Genomic DNA, 17,999 nt, shown 5'->3' with positions numbered 1-17,999 from the left:
GACATAACTTTTTCAATTCTTTGACAAGCTCCTGTCACATCAAGCTCTTAACTTAAACAATATTAGCTTTGGCGAAATAATATTATAGGTGACAACAACCAGAAAAATCTAGACAAATTCTTGACTTTTACCTTTTAAAGTCCAGGTATAAACTGATTCCAGTCAAATTAACCTCAGCAGCTTAATCATCAAAATTAAGAATTGCATTCTAATTTCATTTTTGAATTTCACACTAATTATCTGAAAGTGAGATTCATTTCCCTCTAAAGCAACCAGTATTTTTGAAGGTTCAAATAACTATGAATAATCTATCTAGCCAGTCTCTAGAAAGAGGTAATGAAAATGAGAAACCTTTATATACTGCTGATGCAGTGCGTACTTATCTTCGCGAGATTGGGCGTATACCTTTATTAACTCAGGAGCAAGAGATTAATTTTGCCAAACAAGTTCAACAAATGATGGCTTTACTTGCTAAAAAAGAAGAATTAGCTATTCGATTAAAACGTCAACCGACACAGCAAGAGTGGATTGAAAATATAAATATTGGCGAACAATTACTGCTGCAACAGCTACATCAAGGACATCAAGCCAAGCAAAAAATGATTCGGGCTAACCTGCGACTTGTAGTGTCTATTGCTAAAAAATATCAAAGACATAACCTAGATTTTCTTGACTTAATTCAAGAAGGAAGTTTAGGTTTAGAGCGAGGAGTTGAGAAATTTGACCCTACTAAAGGGTACAAGTTTTCAACTTATGGCTATTGGTGGATTCGTCAGGCAATTACACGAGCGATCGCCGAACAAGGACGGACTATCCGGTTGCCTATTCATATTACAGAAAAACTGAACAAAATTAAGCGTATTCAACGCGAACTAACTCAGAAATTAGGTCGTACTCCTACCGCAGTTGATATCGCCGAAGAACTATCTTTAGAACCCAAACAAATTCGAGATTATTTCCTCTTAGCACGTCAACCTGTCTCTCTAGAATTGCGAGTTGGCTCAGAAAAAGATACAGAATTACAAGATATGTTGGAGGATGACGGACTCTCCCCAGAATTATACGCTGACCAAAAGTTTCTCCAACAAAACATTCAAATTTTATTGTCCAAATTATCTCTTCAGCAACGAGAAGTATTATCTTTACGTTTTGGTTTAACAGATGGAAATGAACTTTCTCTAGTGGAGATTGGTCAACGTATGGATATTAGTCGAGAACGAGTGCGACAGATAGAGCAACAAGCTTTGGGTACTCTACGAAGACAGAAGGATAAGATACACAGCTATCTAGCTGGTTAATGTTGTAAATTTAGATGGGCGATGTCTGCAACAAGCCGCTAAGAGCGTCTACGCAATCTACAAAGACAGAGATTGAACAGTTAGATCCTTCAGGGTGATGGTGAAGTTACGCTGTTCTGCTGTGGCAACGAATGAAACGATCGCTTCACACGCCACAGCAACGGTTAACATCACCAGGTTTCGTGCCAGGGGATAATCACAGACATCATCATTAACCTCCGAAGGAACGCGATAAACGTCATTCCAAATCACTTCTGCATAATCTGCTGCTAGCCCAGCATGAAGACAAGGTATGCTTAATTTTTCAGCATAATCTTTCACTGCTTGACGTGCCACGCTATTGTCAAAAACATCGACAATTAGCTGGCTGTCTTGGAGTAGTTGAGTTGTATTTGCTGGTGTTAACTCCTTTGTTTTGGCATCAACTTTAGTACCTATTGCTCGATATAAATTGTTTGCCAAGATTTTCGCTTTGAACGCTCCAACATCAGAACGGTAGTAAGGCTGAGTTGAAAGGTTACGCTCCTCAATGCGATCGCGATCTATTACTGTAAGTTTATCAAAACCAGACCGAGCTAAGTTTTCTGCAATGTTAGCTCCTAATGCTCCAGCCCCACAAATAGTTACAGGATAATTTTTTAGTTTGGCCATCACAGCATTGCTGCGGTAAAGCTGTTCGTGAAAAAAGATGCTCATTGTTCTCACTACTCTTGTTGTTCCATCACACCTACTAAGGATTGCAAATCAAAATCGCGATCGCGTCCACTCAGGCAAATGCCAGAACTGACAACTGTCAAGTCAGTTTTTGCGATCGCACTATTATGGCGAACACCATCAGCAGTTGTCCAATCGACTGTCCAGTAATCGCTGCGATCGTGGAATTGATTTAAGGTACCGCCACCCATTTGCAATGCCTTTCTCAATCGCTTTTCATCCTGTTGGGGTTGAGTAAAGCCCTCAATGCGCCGCGTTGCTAATTCATACACTGTGCGGATTTCTGGAGTAATACCCTTAAACTGTAATTCTTCAGCAGCAATGAGTTGCTTAACAGCAGATTGCAGAGTTTCAACAATTATCGGATCGGTACGGCGATCGACTTCCTCAAACCAGCATGACTGTCCATTCCATCGGGCAATGATTTGCTCAAAGGCGACACCTTCGGTTACTAAGTGGACTGCGATCGGCTTAACTACCTTTAACCGTTGACGCATATCTACTTCATTAACCGGGTATGCTAACCAAGTTTGTTTTTGCAGTTGGTGTGCTAACCGCAGTCGTATTTGGGGAAAGTGTTGCAGGTATTCTGCAATTTGGGGTAAGTCTGCTTCTTCTACAACCGTTGCTGTTTTTTCATCCACAGCCTGAAAGATGCCCCAACCTTCAAATTTACTAGGCTTTGGATTGAAGGTGTAGATCATCCCAGCTACCCGTGTGCGAACTCGTCCACCTTTTACACAAGGCGCAAGGAATTGGGTGGTATGTAATTGCGCTTCTGCGATCGCAATTTGGTTGATTAGCTTACGGATGTCAGTCATCATTATCTCTCTTTACGCATAATTACTCAAGATTATTGCTAGTAATCGAGTATATAAAAAAACATATTTTGTGCTCAATCAACCCCAAAAAATAGAAAAATAATGACTACCCAAATACAACAAATATCAGAATCCCGAAAAAAGTTAGCATCTGCTTACCGTGCAGTTTACGCAATTGGAGTTTTGTGTATTTTCCTAAGCATAATATTCTTTGTTGCTGGTAGTCGATTGCCTGATTATCTAATATTAGGAATTGGTTTTTTATTTTTTGGTTTACTCTATCTAGTTCTAGGTTTCTTTGTCCAACGTAAATCAAAAATTGCACTAGGTATTGCAGTAGGATTGATGTCGCTAAATGCTTTAACTGCCATTTACAATTTGATTCAAACAGGTAAACCGTTTGGCTTGGCTATTCCCATGATATTTTTAGGTCAGACTATAGAAGGATTTAAAGCTATAGAAGTATTAAAGTCAAAAACTTGAAGTTAATTTTTATTTTGTTAATCAATAGCCTCCTACTTAGGAAGTAGTAAAATTCCTGCGTGCAAGTTGGTGGAGCATTGCGTGTTCTCAGTTACTAGAGGGACTCCGCTGGTGAGTTGTTACACACTCTTTCAAGGATGGCTACTTTTAAGCCTACCTCCCAGGTTCTTCGTACTCCCCGTTCACACACGCCCACTGTATTTGACAGTGTTACTTTTCCTCTCGTACTAGTATGTAGGCTCCAAGAGTTGGGGCACGCAGGATATTAATATAATACAACATACTACATAAAATTGGAAGAGATGAAAAGAGAGATTTTGGAGTAGAGCGATCGCTACGACTTTACATATTTCATTCATGCCGCTTATCATTAATTGCCTCCTTGGGTTGAAGTTAAAAATATCTGGGGTAGTATTGAGATTTTGAGATAAGTGATGGGAACCCTAAAGTTATAGGGAAATTCGTCTTTAACAACTTACTAACAGTAATGGTAATTCAGTTTATTGTCGGATGGGTTAAGCAAAATTTTTTCAAACAAGTAGAAAAGATAACACCCAGTGAGGAAGGTTATAAGTTTGAGCATGAAGAACTAAAACGACTAATAAAAAGATTGCGTAATTTTGAAACGGTTGAATTTAGGGATCTCTCTGGTTCTTTGCTTAGTACTGATACAATTGACCAACGCTTCGGTCGAGATGGCGGAATTGATTGTGTTATTCGCATTGATGCTCCTACAGAGGCAGGGGCAAGGAATGTCGCTGGACGCATCAGAAATATCCTTATCAATGGAGACTACTGATGGCTACTTACGATATTAATTTGGAATTCAAACATCGTCGTCTAACTCGGCCAATTCTTGACGCGCTTGTAGGGACTCATGTGCGTGAAGGTGGAGATGAACTAATTGTTCGCTGCCTTAGTGCTACAAAAACCGTATACGAGGCTGTTGAGAAATATAAAGGCAAAAAAATCAGGATCACTATAGTTGCTAGAGACTCTACTCCATACGAATCATGAGCTACCACCTACTTTTTGCATTAAATCTAGAACAGCAAGACTCTCAAATATTCTATAACCCGGAAGCGTTTGTAGGTAATCCAGTTGTAATCTCAGTTCCAGAAGTTAAAAAGCTAATTGATTGTTTCATCCCAAACCTAGAGCTAGTTGCTGTTGTTGAGAAGGAAGCAGCTAAAAAAACTTCAAAAGGAAAAAAGTCTAATAGTGATGAAACTAAAATATCTGAGAGCAATTTAGATTCTGAGCCATATAAAAGTAAAACTAATACATTATTGAGAGAGGTGGCTGCTGAAGCCTATGTACGTAAAGTTAAGGATTTAGACAAAACTTCTCTTGAAGAATTATGTAGTGGAATTGCTATATACCTGACAAACAACGTTACAAAAATTTCTGCCGAAAGTCTTCTCTCAATGGAAATTAATCCTGTCTTTTCAGGGCTTAGGGAAATTATTGATTTGCGAAACTATCTACTCAATTTTGTTAAAAACCCTAACAAGAAGAAGATATATCGAGAAGGTTACATCTACATTATGAATGTCTAAATTTGTAGAATTTTCAGCAAACACTGCCCATTCATATGAACGAGCAGTGTTTTTATTTTAACCCTACTTATCCTCTCTTACAGGCAACGGCATATCCAGAATCTCCATCAGCAAATCCAGGCGAGAGGGGCGCGTCAGGAGTGGGACGATGTTCGGCAAACTGTAGTAGTCGCCGGCGAAAGTGAACGTATCTACAGGTGCTTGCTGCTGCTTCAGTTGACTCTCCACCCAGTTGTAATGAGTACCCACACGGACAATCACCACATTAGGCATTATCGCCAATTCCCGGCAGTAGTTCTTGTAGACTTCACCGAAGTAAGGAGCCGCATTTTCGCCCTCATCCGTTACCAAGATGATTTGGTCAACCACCTGTTTCTTCTTCCGCATTGCTTCCAATGCACAACCGATGCTAGTACCACCGCCTGCATTGATGTGCTGGAAGGCACGCTCCCAGTCGCTCAACTCCTTGCCTTTTGCTGTAACAGCGTAAGGAATGGTATCGAAAGCGTAGACAAACAGTTCTGCCTTAGTGATACCAGAGATTAGGGCAGCGAGTTGCTTACCGATCGCGATCGCATTTTCCATTGAACCAGACTTGTCCACCAATAAAGCAGTTGGACGTGCGATCGCACCACGCCGTTTCACCTGTTCGTTTGTCACCTTTTCCAGTTGGGCAACGGTGTCTGCGTCAAAATCTCCCGCGTCTGTGGCAATCTGTGCTTTGAATGCTGAGACACGCCCACTCTTAGAAGCTGCTTCCAACTTTGAGTCAATCAGCTTTTTAACTTCTGGGTGATCCATTGCACCCCTAGTCTGGAGAGACTTGAGATTGTTGATCGCTTCTTGTGGAGACATGCTGTTGATTAACGCCACCAATACAACTGGTGTAAGTTGCTTGATTGCACCAACTGCGATCGTGTAGGGAATGTTGAACTCCACAATTAGCCGTGCCTGTTCTGCGGCACTTTCTGCCTTAGCAAGCTGCTTCAGCACATTTGCTAAGGAACCCTCTGGAGGAGTATCGCGGAAGAGAATCGCATTTGCCCGCTCATTTGGCTTGATGTGCAGCGAAGCATATAAGTGCTTCATTGCCTTACGACCTCTGAGCGCAGCGCGATCGAACAGAGCCGGATTGCTCTCCCGCACTTTTAGATAACGCCGTACCGCAGTGCGAGCGGAACGAGGCAGTTTATTCTGCTGCTGCTTCATGAAGTCCACCACACGAGCCACTTGATAGGGTGGAAACTCTTGCAGCATCATAAATCCAGCATCTCGGTGTTCAGTTAAATTGCTAGTTAGCAAATGAGCAACAAACACCTCCTTGTGGTCGCGGACATCACCATGAAGCTGATACCAAACTGCCAGGTGTCCGTAGAAGATGGGATCGAGTTCAACAATTAACTGATGAATTTCTGCGACTTGCTCAAGCTTGCGATGAGGAGTTGTGAGCAAACTGTTGAGCATTTCCAAACGCAGGTCACGTTCTGCGGTATTCATTATGAACCTCCTCTAGTTGTGATGGATGAGGAGGCAGATGTTGCACGCGAGGTGATATCACCGCGCAAGTTGTAGAAGCATTGTGTATAACTTGTGCAGAGTTATGTAAGCTTCTGCGATCGGGGCGCGGCAACAACTGCCAATAACTATGTAGCAATCCTAATTAGTATGTGAAATTCTCTGTCTTTTTCTTCAACTTCGCGTCCTTTGCGGTTCGTTTAAAAAAGTAATTTTTGCAACTCAACAAAGACACGAAGAAAATACCGAAAGAGAAGTTTTCATCAATCATTAATGAAATATAGCGGTTCTCGCGTGGATGCAATACATTCTGACCTCTCTCCAAACCTCTCTCCTAAAAGGAGAGAGGCTTTGAATCTTGCTCCCCTTCCCTTGTAGGGAAGGGGTTGGGGGTTAGGTCTGTATTGGGCTCAACCGAGAAGCGCTATAATATCGCTTCGTGCAAGTCGAAAAAGCTGTTGATTCACACACGGGATTTGAACCCGTAGTTGCTTGCTCTTCAGTCAAGTGCCTTACCATTCGGCTAGTATGTAAGCTTTTTCAGTTAGGGCACGAAGTGAAATTTTTAGGTTTTAGAAAGTTGATTTAAAATAAATCGAATTTCTTTCTTGTTACACTGCTGTTTCCTAACAGCGTAAATCATTCGACCTGTATATGCCACAGAACGATGAATTATACCTTTGACAGCATCCGTCACATAATGAATAGGTGGCGATGGCAAATCTTCAAAGGTAATGAAATACCAAATCTCGTTTAGCTTCTGGTATTGATGATAATTATCAATGATGACAATATCAGTTTGTTCCTGCTTTTGCTTCTGCTTTCGAGGCACTGTCTCGACTGCACAAAGAATTCTAGTTTCAGGATGGATATAGAAGCGATCGCGATGGCTTGTATTTAGCTGATTTCGATACCCTTGATAAGGCTTGCTATAAAAACCACCATCAATTATTTCCACATGCCGTTCAACGTAGTCCCACACATGATCGATAACATGCTGTCCTGCCATTGTGCTGGGATCTAGTCGTTGACACAGTTGACTGTAAACGTCATTCCAAGGCTGTCCGACTTTTGAGCGCAAAAACCGACGCAGAGGGCCGAGATGATCTGAAAGATATTTGGATTTTTTTATTGGTTTAATCAGGTAGGGATTCAACAATCCATCCTGACTTGCATCCTCGGTGATTTTGTATAATTGCTTCTTAAAGCCAGTCATCTTTTTGAGGCTAATTCTCCTCCCACCGCGAGGACGCTCAATTACAATCTCGCTCAAACGATGTTCGCTCATATCTCACGTTGTTTAAATGCAGTTTTTCTAATTGAGTTGTTATTAAACATGAGTTAGCTAACATCATTGAACTCACCTCTGTATTGAGTAAAGGTTATAGATAAATACAATTCAAATAATTGAAATTCCGCACAAGTTAGCAAAGCAGTTTTCACAATTGCCTATACCAATTTGGCTACGCTCCCATCAAAGGGAGCGACAGGATTTGAACCTGCATTCCGTTGCCGGAGTGTGTAGGCTTTACAAGTTAGGGCGCGGAATTAAGTCTTAAATCATTCCGTGCAAGTTCAAGAAGCTTTTTACAGCTACGGCCGCTCTTACCAAATATTGGCAGTGGGCACGCACGCTAAATCTGCGAGAGACTTAGAAATCATGCTTCGCTTAATCCGATCGCTCGAACTTTACTACCTTAGGGCCGTTATCAATGTGTATGTATGCTTCTTGTGTTAGGGCACGGATGACTCTGAAATTTAACCATAGACAGCTTCAGGGCGGACGATCAAATCGCCACTAGGACGGCGATCGATTACGTAAGCAGAAAGGCGATCGCTATTCACATCTAAATGCCGAGCAACCCGCTCCTTTACTGCCACATCATTCATCCCTGCTGCAATTCCCAATTGGGTTTTTGGGACATCAACAGAACGTCCTTCAAATCGAATATGAACCATTAAAATCACCTCTTCTTTTAATTACGAATTGATATTAGTGGATCTGATCGGGATTGAACCGATACCCTCCCTGTGAGAGTTACACTCACACCTCGTGCAAGTTGAAAAAGCTGTGGTGACACACGCAGGAATCGCACCTGCAACTTATCGTTTTAGAGACGATAGCTCTACTATTGAGCTAGTATGTAAGCTTTTTCTGTTAGGGCACAAGTGACATCTGGGATCTCTACCGTTAGAGCTACAGACCCAAGCACGATTGCGATGCTCTAATTGAGGTTATTGCAACTTCAATCAAAGTCAAAGCAAATGGAGCCGTCGGGAATTGTAGGCTTTGCCTTCCCGTTCGCGGAGCGTTCCCGAAGGGTAGGGTACCCGAATCCTGCAACCGTCCGTTTGTTGGCTTCGGAGCAGTCGAACACCAATCGCGGCCCCAAACAGTGGCATCTATGCAATTGTCTAGCTTGTGAAAGGTTTTAGTTTTGCCTTTGGAAGTCTTTTCTTCTCATACTACAAATGTAATACAAGCGCTACATAATGTCAAGGGGATACTACAAATTTTGCAATCCAATGCGTGTTATTTAGATTCTCTCTTCTAAAAGGCTTACTCCCCTTCCCTTGTAGGGAAGGGGCTGGGGGTTAGGTCTTTTTTAATAGTCTACTTAACTGAAAATCGCTGTATTGCGAAATTAACTGCGGTTATCTATCTGAGCGCGTTGCAAACTTCCAGAGAAGTCAACATAGACGCTTTTCCACTCTGTGAAAACATCCAAGGCAGTAGTTCCAGCTTCGCGGTGTCCGTTACCGGTTTGTTTCACACCACCAAAGGGCAAGTGTACCTCTGCCCCAATAGTGGGGCCATTAATATAGGTGATACCTGCTTCGATGTCGCGCATAGCAGTAAAAGCCCGGTTGATGTCGCGGGTGTAAACTGAAGAAGAAAGACCGTAATTGCTATCGTTGAGAATTGCGATCGCTTCCTCAAAGGAACTAACCTCAATCAATGCCACCACTGGCCCAAATATCTCTTCACGCGCGACTCGCATATCAGGAGTTACATCATCCAAAATAGTTGGTTGAAAGAAGTAACCGTTTTTCAATGAACCTTCACTGGCAATTTCTCCACCAATTAAAACCTTTGCTCCTTCCTCACGAGCGATATCCAAATACTTGCTCACCTGTTGGAGTTGCTTTTCATTGATAATCGGGCCAATATCTGTGTCGGTATCATTGCCAGCACCCAAGCGTAACTTACTGGTACGCTCATAGAGCATGGTAGTAAATTTTTCTTTAATATCACGATGCAAAATCAGGCGACTAGTAGCCGTACAACGTTGCCCAGTTGTTCCAAATGCACCCCACACTGCACCATCGAGAGCAAGTTCTAAATCCGCATCTTCCATTACCACTTGGGCATTTTTACCACCCATTTCTAAACAGACGCGCTTGTGGGTGCGTCCGCAAGTAGCGCCAACATAGGCACCCGTTTCTGAAGAACCGGTAAACGACACCAAATCAACATTAGAATGCTCAACTAAAGCTTTCCCCGCCTCTTCTCCTACACCATGCACCAAGTTAATCACTCCTGGTGGTAAACCTGCTTGTTGGAAAATTTCAATCAATTTAGTTGCACAGGCGGAGGTATCTTCGGCTGGTTTGAGGATGACTGTATTTCCACATACCAAAGCTGGCATAGCTTTCCAGCAAGGAATTGCCACAGGGAAATTCCAGGGAGTAATTAAGGCACAAACTCCGATAGGCATCCGCACAGTCATGGCGAATTTATTAGACATTTCCGATGGTGTAGTTTGCCCGAATAGTCGCCGTCCTTCGCCAGCAGTGTAAAAGGCGCAGTCAATACCTTCTTGCACATCTCCCCTGGCTTCTGTCAGGGGTTTACCCATTTCCCGACTGATTAGCTGGGCAAGTTCTTCTTTATGCTGGAGTAATATTTCTCCAACGCGAAAGATGTATTCTGCCCTAGCTGGGGCTGGAACTTTGCGCCAACTGTGGTAAGCTTTACGCGCGGCGGCTACTGCTGTATCTACATCCTTGGTTTGGGAACGGGGAAATGTGGCAACCACTTCGGTTTTGTCGGCAGGGTTGCGACTTTCTAGAGTTGCTTCTCCTACAGCACTTAACCATTGACCGTCTATATAATTGCGGCAAGATAGCGGAGTTGTCATCTTAAAAATCCCCGGCTGATGATCGAGTGAAACTTGTGTACTAATACTACTTCTGTATGAAGATGCGTCAAACTATATGAGAAACGAACCGCAAAGGACGCAAAGGACACAAAGAAAGAAACAATAAGCCAAGAAAATTTCGCAAGACTCTGCGTACCTTTGCGTTTACTTTGCGTTCCTCTGCGTTAAAAAACGCTACGATTTTACACAAAGCTGTACTAAGTTTGCTTGCTTTCTAGGTTATCCTCAAGTTTAGGAAATTGGTGTGAGATAGAAATATCGATATAAAAATTAAGGGACTAATGCCAAGACACCAACAGGAGAACCAGAGCCACCACGCAATCTAAGAACCGCGATCGCTAGAGTAGTACCTTTAGGTGGCAGTTGATCCAAATTGGTGAGATTCTCCAACACAATCCGCGGTTGTTCTAAAACTAAGCGGTTAATCGCAAAAGTATTATCCTGCCCAGGATCTACACCATGAGTATCAATTCCCACACCAGCAATTTGCCGTTCATCCAGTAATAATTTAGTTGCATCGCTGCCAAACCCTGGAAAATGGGCAATTCCTTGAGCATCATGATTTAAAAATGCACTTTTATCTAACCACTTTTTTTGCCAACCAGTATTCAATATAACTACGCAGCCCGGAGAAATTTCACCGTATTGTTCTTCCCAAGCCAGAACATCAGCAATAGTCAGGGCATAATCCGGATTAACCGCTGTGGCTTGGCGAATATCTATAACCACCGCAGGTACAACCAAAGACTGGGCTGGGTATTGGTCAATTCCTACAGCAGAACTATGAAAACTGTTAGGGGCATTGATATGGGTAGCGCTATGTTCTCCCAAGGAGAAACGGCGCAAGTAATAGCCATCATTATTCAGTTCAGCCACAGTTTCAAATTCTACTGGAGGGTCGCCAGACCATTGGGGGATATCTATGTCAATTACATGACTTAGATGGATAACGCGTGTGTAGGTGATACTATTTTGACTTTGAGGTTGTATCATCCCAGCCTTCTATTTTATCTGTACTCAGGGATTTTTTTCAAAGATGCCGCAGCTACGCCCATTGTAGACATCGCTTGGGTTGGGCTACGCCTACGCAAAGATACTACTACTATTACAACGTTTTTAAACGATTCAACTGCAACATTTCTAGTCCTACTTTTTGTATTAGAAGAAATAATCCCCCAATTCCTGTAAATTTCAGGTTGTTGGGGGGGGTTCAAATGTTGCAGCAAAAAGTTAATTAATCTTAGTTAACAACCAATAGGTTAAGTTTTGATTAATTTTTGGTTAAGATTGCGTAATATCTATCAATTGGGTTGCAGGTTGAGTGGTATCGCGATCGCAAACTCGGCACCTTTTCCCGGTGTTGAAATACACTGGATTTGCCCGCCATGTTTTTTTACAACAATCTGGTAACTAATTGATAACCCCATCCCCGTGCCTTTACCGACGGGTTTTGTAGTAAAGAAGGGGTCAAATAGCCGTTTGCGTACTTCCTCAGTCATGCCAGGGCCATTGTCGGTAATCTTAATAATTACACGGTCTTCTTGGATGAGGGTGCGAATGCGAATTTGGGGAAAAGTCATTTGTTCGGTGTTGTTTACTAATGACAAGTGACTAATGACATAGGCGCTTCGCCTTCCCGCAGGGTATGACTCTTCTAAAGCATCAATCGCATTTGTCAACAGATTCATAAACACCTGATTCATCTGTCCGGCGTGACACACTATCGGTGGTAGGTTGCCGTAGTCTCGAATTACTTGGATTTCAGCATGTCCTGATTTTGCTTTCAAGCGATTTTGCAACAGCAGCAAGGTGCTATCAATACCTTCATGAATATCCACTGGCTTGGTGCCGTCTTCATCAAGGCGAGAAAAATTGCGTAAAGATAGGACAATCTGCCGAATGCGTTCGGCTCCCATATTCATAGAATCCAGAATTTTGGGCAAATCTTGCTTGAGAAAGTCTAAATCAATGGCGTAGATTTGTTGGTGAATCTCTGGTGTTGGTGGGGAATAGTTCTGTTGATAAAGCTCTACCAAGTGCAGTAAATCCTTAGTATATTCACGGGCGTAGGTAATATTGCCGTAGATAAAATTGACAGGATTATTGATTTCGTGGGCAATACCTGCGACCAATTGTCCTAAACTGGACATTTTTTCAGTTTGAATCAGTTGCGCTTGGGTTTGTTGAAGTTCTAGCAGTGCCGCTTCTAGTTGTTGGGCTTTGTCTTGGGCAGTTTGGGCAGCAATGCGACTTTGGCTGTAAAGTTTAGCTTGGTCAATGGCGATCGCTAGTTGAACTGTAACTGCTTGTAATAATTCTACTTCGTTGTCTAGCCAAGGGCGGAAGCCACTACAATAACCACAGCTAAATGTGCCAATTTCACTAGATTGGGTGTGTACGGGCAGCGACATAAAGGCAGTAAAACCAAAATCCTGCAAAAACTGCCGTGCTATAGAATCGCCCACAGTCTCAGCATTATCAATGCGGATAATTTCTCTATTCAAGGTTTTGGCTGCGATTAGTTCGATTTCTGCATTAGTTGCTTCTTGCGGGTTAAGCAGACAGGGTAAAAAGGAACTTTTTGCCTCATATACTTTCTCCCAGTAGGGAACCTCAGCGTCTTGCCGATAGGAAAAGAAGGCGCAGCGATCGATCTGGAATAAGTTGCGAATCTCCTGTGCTGCGGTTTCCACAATGTAATTAAGATCCAAAGAAGCTCGAATTTGGTTAGAAAGACGATTGAGTAGTGCTTCTCGCTGGGCGCTTTCTCTGAGTGCAACTTCTGTTTGTTTGCGCTTGATGCCAATGGCAATCTCTTGGGCGGCAAATTCCAGTGCTGTGAAAGTTGATTCTGTAACTGTTTGGCGGGCAAACATGGCTATTACCCCTACAGTTTCATCTTCAACAATCAGAGGATAGCCAGCAAAGGCGACCATACCTTCTCGCTGTGCCCACTCTTGGTTACCTACACGGGGATCTGTCTCTACAGAGTTACTTAGGTGGGGTTTGCCCTCTTCGGCAATCAAACCAATTTTGAATTGACCAACTGGCACACATTTATCGGGCCCATTAATGTGGGTATACATCCCAGAACTGACTTGCAACTCCAATACGTTGTCTTTTTTGTTCAGCGTCCAGATGCGAGCAAAGGCTGCATCGAGATGTTCAACTAAAGCATCAGTGCAACGGCGCATCATGTTCTGTAAGCTGTCACTCTGGGTAAGGGCGGCGTCTACATCGGCACGAAAATTTGCTAAACGCGCTCGTTCTGCTAAAGCTTCCTCTGCTTGTTTGCGATCGGTAATGTCATGGCAAATACCAACGAAGTACAAAACATTACCATTGGCATCTCTGATAGCAGATGAGTTGCTTGTATGCCATTGCCAACTACCATTTTTGTGTTTTATCCGATATTCAATTGCATCTTGTTTCTTGCCTGTTGTCAAAATTCTTTGAAAATAATCGGTACAGATAGAGACATCATCAGGATGTATAAAGGGAACAAAGGATTTGCCTTCAACCTCTGCAATATCATGCCCAAAAATTTCAGTCCAGTTAGGAGAAACGTAGGAAAATATCCCTTCAAGTGTCAGCGAAAAAATAACGTTATTAGCGTTTTCGATAATGCTGCGAAACTTGACATTGCTTTCTATTAATGCTGCTTGTATTGTGTCGGTGGTGTCGCGGACAAGAACTATGATTTGCTGGTCTGGTAATGGTAAGAACCTAGCTTCAAAATTATCGTTCCCTTCTGGTAGCGGTAAGGTATATTCAAAACTGACTTCATATTGAGTTGCAAGTACTTGAGTTATTGCTTGCTGGAAGCGATCGCCTATAGCAGTCGGTAGGCATTCTCGCAAACTCTTGCCCTGACAATCTTCTGTTGTAATATCCAGATTCTGCATCAATCCTTGCTTGTAATCCAGGATAGTTCCATCAGCATCGAGACGAAAGTATAAATCAGGAAGTACTTGCAAAATTGCTGCAAATTCTGATGTTTTTTGGCGTAACTGTACTTCAACTGCTTGGCGTTTTGCAGTTTCAGCTTGCAGTTGCTCCAGTAATTTTGTTAATTCTGTTGCCTGTTTTTCTTCTGTGAATCTACGTGGACAACTAGAAAAATTTATAGACGCCGAGCAGCTTTCTGCCAGGATAGGTCGGCTTTCCACTATTGTCACTTCTGTTATATCTACACAATAACCGATATAACCGACAAAGCTGCCATCTGCCGCAAACCGTGGCGCGGCTGTATCTAAAATCCAGCGATATTCGCCATCAGCCCGACGCAGGCGATATTGTCTCTGAAACGAATCATAGGCAGCAAATGCTCCTAAGTATATATCTTCACATTGCTGTCTATCTTCTGGATGGACGCTACAAGTCCAGATATTGCCGATCTCATCTCCTCGCGCAGGTACAGACGTGTCTGTTGTTAGATATGATGTTCCAGTAAATTCCAGCCAATTGGAATTGAAGTAACAGTAAAGTGCATTGCATCCAGTCATCCAAATCATCAGAGGAATAGTATCCGCCTGCTGGAAAAATACTTTTTCATCCTCTTGTATTTCTGAGGGGGCGACTATGATTTGATTAATGTAGCTCTGCACCTTTTTAGAAAACACTTTTGCCTGCCTGCTCTGCCTAAATTATTAAGGTAATAGTCTGAAAATAGGATTTGTTAATAGATGGATATAATCTTCTTTATGCCTACCTGCTATCGATCTTAATCCTTTATCTATTCTTATATCTGCAACAATTCCTCTGTTATTGTAAAAAAAATGAAAAAATGCTGAAGTTATGATTAAGATTAACTTCATCATTTTTAGTGTAATTTAAACTATCTATGTATCAGGAAGCTTGTTTTACTGTCCTTTTCTGCTATCCCAAACGATCGAGGGGATACCTATCTGTTACAAATATTTTTTAAATTGGTATTACGTAAACTTTGAATGGTAGCGATCGCATGTTTCGCCACTCGATCGATTTCCTCTTGGGTATTAAACCGTCCAATACCAAACCGCACTGAGGCATAAGCTAGCTGTTCTGAATGTCCCAGCGCTGTCAGAACATGGGAGGGTGCAGTACTTGCCGACGAGCAAGCAGAACCAGAAGAAATCGCCATTACTGGCTGCAATCCTAGCAAAAGTGCGGCTCCATCCACCCCCTCAACACTGATATTCAAGTTTCCCGCCAATCGCTCTTGAGGATGTCCGTTGAGATGAATTCCTTCAATTTGGGAAAGCTGTGACCACAAGCTTTGCCTTAACTGGGTGAGGCGTTGGTTTTCTATTGCTTGTTCTGCCAAAGCGATTTCTATACCTTTCCCAAAGCCGACAATTTGCGGTGTATACAATGTCCCAGACCGCATCCCGCGTTCGTGTCCGCCGCCGTGCTGCTGGGGAGCTAGTTGCACTCTGGGGTTACGCCTGCGGACATACAGCGCCCCAATGCCCTTTGGCCCATATACTTTGTGTGCGGTTAGCGACATCAAGTCAATTTTCATCGCTTGCACATCCAAGGGAATTTTACCAATAGCTTGGGCTGCATCGGTGTGGAAAATGATGTTGCGATCGTGACACATTTCTCCAATTTCTGCCAAAGGCTGCAACACGCCAATTTCGTTATTTGCAGCCATTACCGACACCAAAATCGTCTCCGGACGGAAAGCTTTTTTTAATTCAGTTAAATCAATTAATCCATCTTTTTGGACAGGGAGAATAGTAATTTCAAAACCGAGAGTTTTTAAATAATTACAAGGGTCAATAACTGCACTATGTTCAGTAGCAACAGTAATAATATGCTGACCTTTTTTAAAATAAGCTTCGGCAACACCTTTAATAGCTAAATTATTCGCTTCTGTTGCACCACTGGTAAAAACAATTTCTTCAGGAGTGGCGTTAATTGCTGCTGCTAAAATCTCTCGCGTTTGTTTGACAGCAGCTTCTGCTTCCCAACCATAAACATGACCGATACTAGATGGGTTGCCAAAGTGTTCTGTGAAGTAGGGGAGCATTGCTGCTAATACCCGTTCATCTACGGCTGTAGTAGCGTGGCAATCAAGGTATATAGGACGAATAGACATAATTATTAACTCAAACTTTGACTCAAATTTTTTAATACACTTAGAACCTGATACAATTCACTTTCTCGTTTCAAAAGTGTAAATTGGTCAGACATAGCATACTTTGGCTGATTCTCTTTGGTAAGTTTCAGGAAAATAAAATCACTACCATTTGTTACTAATCCAAAAGTAGGTTTGTCTTGATTAGGATTAGCCAACATATAAACAAGTGCTTGAGGTACAGCTTCTAAAAGAGAAAAGCTAAACCTTTTAGATTCAATTACTAACAACCAGAATTGCTCTTGAATAACTAAAACATCAATTCTACCTCTAATGATTTCTCCTTCATCTTTTGCAGAAATTTCTATTGATTCCTCGCCTCTCATATAAAAAGGCTCATCATAAAATCCAGCTAAATTTAGTAAAGGAGATAAAATTACTAATTTCACCGTTTCTTCTGACAAAGGAGGACGCTTGACTAAGCGGATAAAATGAAGTTTTATTCTATCTAAATCTTGCTTTTCTAAATCTGTAATTTCCGGTAAATTTTTAAACCATTCTGTAAAAAATGCCTCATCTTCGGCTAGCTGTAGACTAAATTTTTCCTCCAAATAGGCAAGCCCGACATTTTGTGCTTGGATAAATTGAACCATAACTACTTTAAAAGATGCAATATAACTATTATGACACTGTTCCAGTTTTAACCTAGATAGGAATAGCAAAGATAATTAACTTACAACTTGACCTATTTTTTTTAATACATTTAAAACTTTATATAATTCATTTTCGCGTCTATATAAAGTGAATCTCTCAGATAAGGCATAAATTGGTTTATCTTGTTTTACCAACTTTATAAATTGGAAATCTTCTCCATTCATAACTAAGGAATATGCGGGATTTTCAGGGTGAGGATTTGCCAGCATATAAGTCAGTGCTTGAGGAATCGCCTTTGCCAAGGAAAAACTAGACCTCTTAGATTCAATTATTAGTAACCATAGCTGATTTTGAAGAACTAAGACATCAATTTTGCCTTTGATAATTTCTTTAGTCTCTTCTGTATTTACTTCATTGTCAATGATAACTTCTTCGCTAATTTCTACACTTTCTTCTGTAGCAATATAAAAAGGATGACGATAAAAACCAGCTAAATCTAGCAACGGAGATAATACTACCAATTTTACTGCTTCTTCTAAAAGAGGAGCATTTTCAAGCACATTGAGATAGTTATTTTTAACTCTGTCTAAGGATTGCTTTTCTAATTCGGAAATTTTAGGTATGTAGTCAAACCACTCTGTAAAAAATTGCTCATCTTCAGATTTATATAAAGCAAATTTTTCCTTTAAGTAGGCAAGAGTGACATTTTGGGCTTGGATGACTTGAATCAT

16 protein-coding genes and 1 tRNA gene are annotated in these 17,999 nt (G+C 41.7%); 5 read left to right on the top strand and 12 right to left on the bottom strand.

Annotated features, from left to right (window positions below; all coding sequences use genetic code 11):
* Positions 1-299 precede the first annotated feature (299 nt).
* Positions 300-1,298: an RNA polymerase sigma factor, RpoD/SigA family gene (locus tag V7L01_RS23610; RefSeq protein ID WP_335038963.1), complete on the top strand. Its 999-nt coding sequence runs from the start codon at positions 300-302 to the stop codon at positions 1,296-1,298.
* Between the two features lie 57 nt (positions 1,299-1,355).
* On the opposite strand, the gene V7L01_RS23605 is transcribed toward V7L01_RS23610, so the two are convergent.
* On the bottom strand, positions 1,356-1,994 hold the full coding sequence (locus V7L01_RS23605) for a HesA/MoeB/ThiF family protein (RefSeq protein WP_335038960.1): 639 nt from the start codon (positions 1,992-1,994) through the stop codon (positions 1,356-1,358).
* An 8-nt stretch (positions 1,995-2,002) separates the two neighbouring features.
* Complete coding sequence (locus tag V7L01_RS23600) at positions 2,003-2,833, bottom strand: hypothetical protein (RefSeq protein WP_335039108.1); 831 nt, start codon at positions 2,831-2,833, stop codon at positions 2,003-2,005.
* 102 nt (positions 2,834-2,935) lie between these two features.
* Between V7L01_RS23600 and V7L01_RS23595 the strand changes: the two genes are divergently transcribed.
* The 4 genes from V7L01_RS23595 (at position 2,936) to V7L01_RS23580 (ending at position 4,875) form a co-directional block, all read left to right on the top strand.
* Positions 2,936-3,316: a hypothetical protein gene (locus V7L01_RS23595; protein WP_335038958.1), complete on the top strand. Its 381-nt coding sequence runs from the start codon at positions 2,936-2,938 to the stop codon at positions 3,314-3,316.
* Positions 3,317-3,803: 487 nt separating this feature from the next.
* Positions 3,804-4,115 carry a hypothetical protein gene (locus V7L01_RS23590; protein ID WP_335038956.1) on the top strand — a complete coding sequence of 104 codons (312 nt, stop codon included), beginning with the start codon at positions 3,804-3,806 and terminating at the stop codon, positions 4,113-4,115.
* Positions 4,115-4,333: a hypothetical protein gene (locus tag V7L01_RS23585; RefSeq protein WP_335038954.1), complete on the top strand. Its 219-nt coding sequence runs from the start codon at positions 4,115-4,117 to the stop codon at positions 4,331-4,333. Before V7L01_RS23590 ends, V7L01_RS23585 begins: the two co-directional genes overlap by 1 nt.
* Positions 4,330-4,875, top strand: coding sequence for a hypothetical protein (locus tag V7L01_RS23580; RefSeq protein WP_335038953.1), 546 nt, complete (start codon positions 4,330-4,332; stop codon positions 4,873-4,875). Before V7L01_RS23585 ends, V7L01_RS23580 begins: the two co-directional genes overlap by 4 nt.
* Positions 4,876-4,938: 63 nt before the next feature.
* Here V7L01_RS23580 and V7L01_RS23575 read toward each other — a convergent pair whose 3' ends face one another.
* The 10 genes from V7L01_RS23575 to V7L01_RS23530 form a co-directional block, all read right to left on the bottom strand.
* The gene (locus V7L01_RS23575; protein WP_335038950.1) at positions 4,939-6,372 is read right to left on the bottom strand and encodes a vWA domain-containing protein; all 1,434 of its coding nucleotides are present in this window, start codon (positions 6,370-6,372) and stop codon (positions 4,939-4,941) included.
* 482 nt (positions 6,373-6,854) lie between these two features.
* A tRNA-Phe gene (locus V7L01_RS23570) sits at positions 6,855-6,923 on the bottom strand.
* A gap of 32 nt (positions 6,924-6,955) precedes the next feature.
* Positions 6,956-7,678 carry a hypothetical protein gene (locus V7L01_RS23565; protein WP_335038948.1) on the bottom strand — a complete coding sequence of 241 codons (723 nt, stop codon included), beginning with the start codon at positions 7,676-7,678 and terminating at the stop codon, positions 6,956-6,958.
* Between the two features lie 470 nt (positions 7,679-8,148).
* The gene (locus V7L01_RS23560; protein ID WP_012407952.1) at positions 8,149-8,349 is read right to left on the bottom strand and encodes a hypothetical protein; all 201 of its coding nucleotides are present in this window, start codon (positions 8,347-8,349) and stop codon (positions 8,149-8,151) included.
* A 686-nt stretch (positions 8,350-9,035) separates the two neighbouring features.
* Positions 9,036-10,532, bottom strand: coding sequence for an aldehyde dehydrogenase family protein (locus tag V7L01_RS23555; RefSeq protein ID WP_335038946.1), 1,497 nt, complete (start codon positions 10,530-10,532; stop codon positions 9,036-9,038).
* Positions 10,533-10,823: 291 nt separating this feature from the next.
* Positions 10,824-11,546: a cyclase family protein gene (locus tag V7L01_RS23550; RefSeq protein ID WP_335038945.1), complete on the bottom strand. Its 723-nt coding sequence runs from the start codon at positions 11,544-11,546 to the stop codon at positions 10,824-10,826.
* 308 nt (positions 11,547-11,854) lie between these two features.
* The gene (locus tag V7L01_RS23545) at positions 11,855-15,160 is read right to left on the bottom strand and encodes a PAS domain S-box protein (RefSeq protein ID WP_335038943.1); all 3,306 of its coding nucleotides are present in this window, start codon (positions 15,158-15,160) and stop codon (positions 11,855-11,857) included.
* 296 nt (positions 15,161-15,456) lie between these two features.
* Positions 15,457-16,635 carry a cysteine desulfurase family protein gene (locus V7L01_RS23540; RefSeq protein ID WP_335038941.1) on the bottom strand — a complete coding sequence of 393 codons (1,179 nt, stop codon included), beginning with the start codon at positions 16,633-16,635 and terminating at the stop codon, positions 15,457-15,459.
* Positions 16,636-16,640: 5 nt separating this feature from the next.
* The gene (locus V7L01_RS23535; RefSeq protein ID WP_335038940.1) at positions 16,641-17,267 is read right to left on the bottom strand and encodes a restriction endonuclease subunit R; all 627 of its coding nucleotides are present in this window, start codon (positions 17,265-17,267) and stop codon (positions 16,641-16,643) included.
* 75 nt (positions 17,268-17,342) lie between these two features.
* Entirely contained in the window at positions 17,343-17,999 is a 657-nt protein-coding gene (locus tag V7L01_RS23530; protein ID WP_335038939.1) for a type I restriction endonuclease, read from the bottom strand.

The organism is Nostoc sp. (assembly GCF_036917095.1).
GTDB lineage: Bacteria > Cyanobacteriota > Cyanobacteriia > Cyanobacteriales > Nostocaceae > Nostoc.
This window is presented reverse-complemented; position numbering and strand designations above follow the sequence as displayed.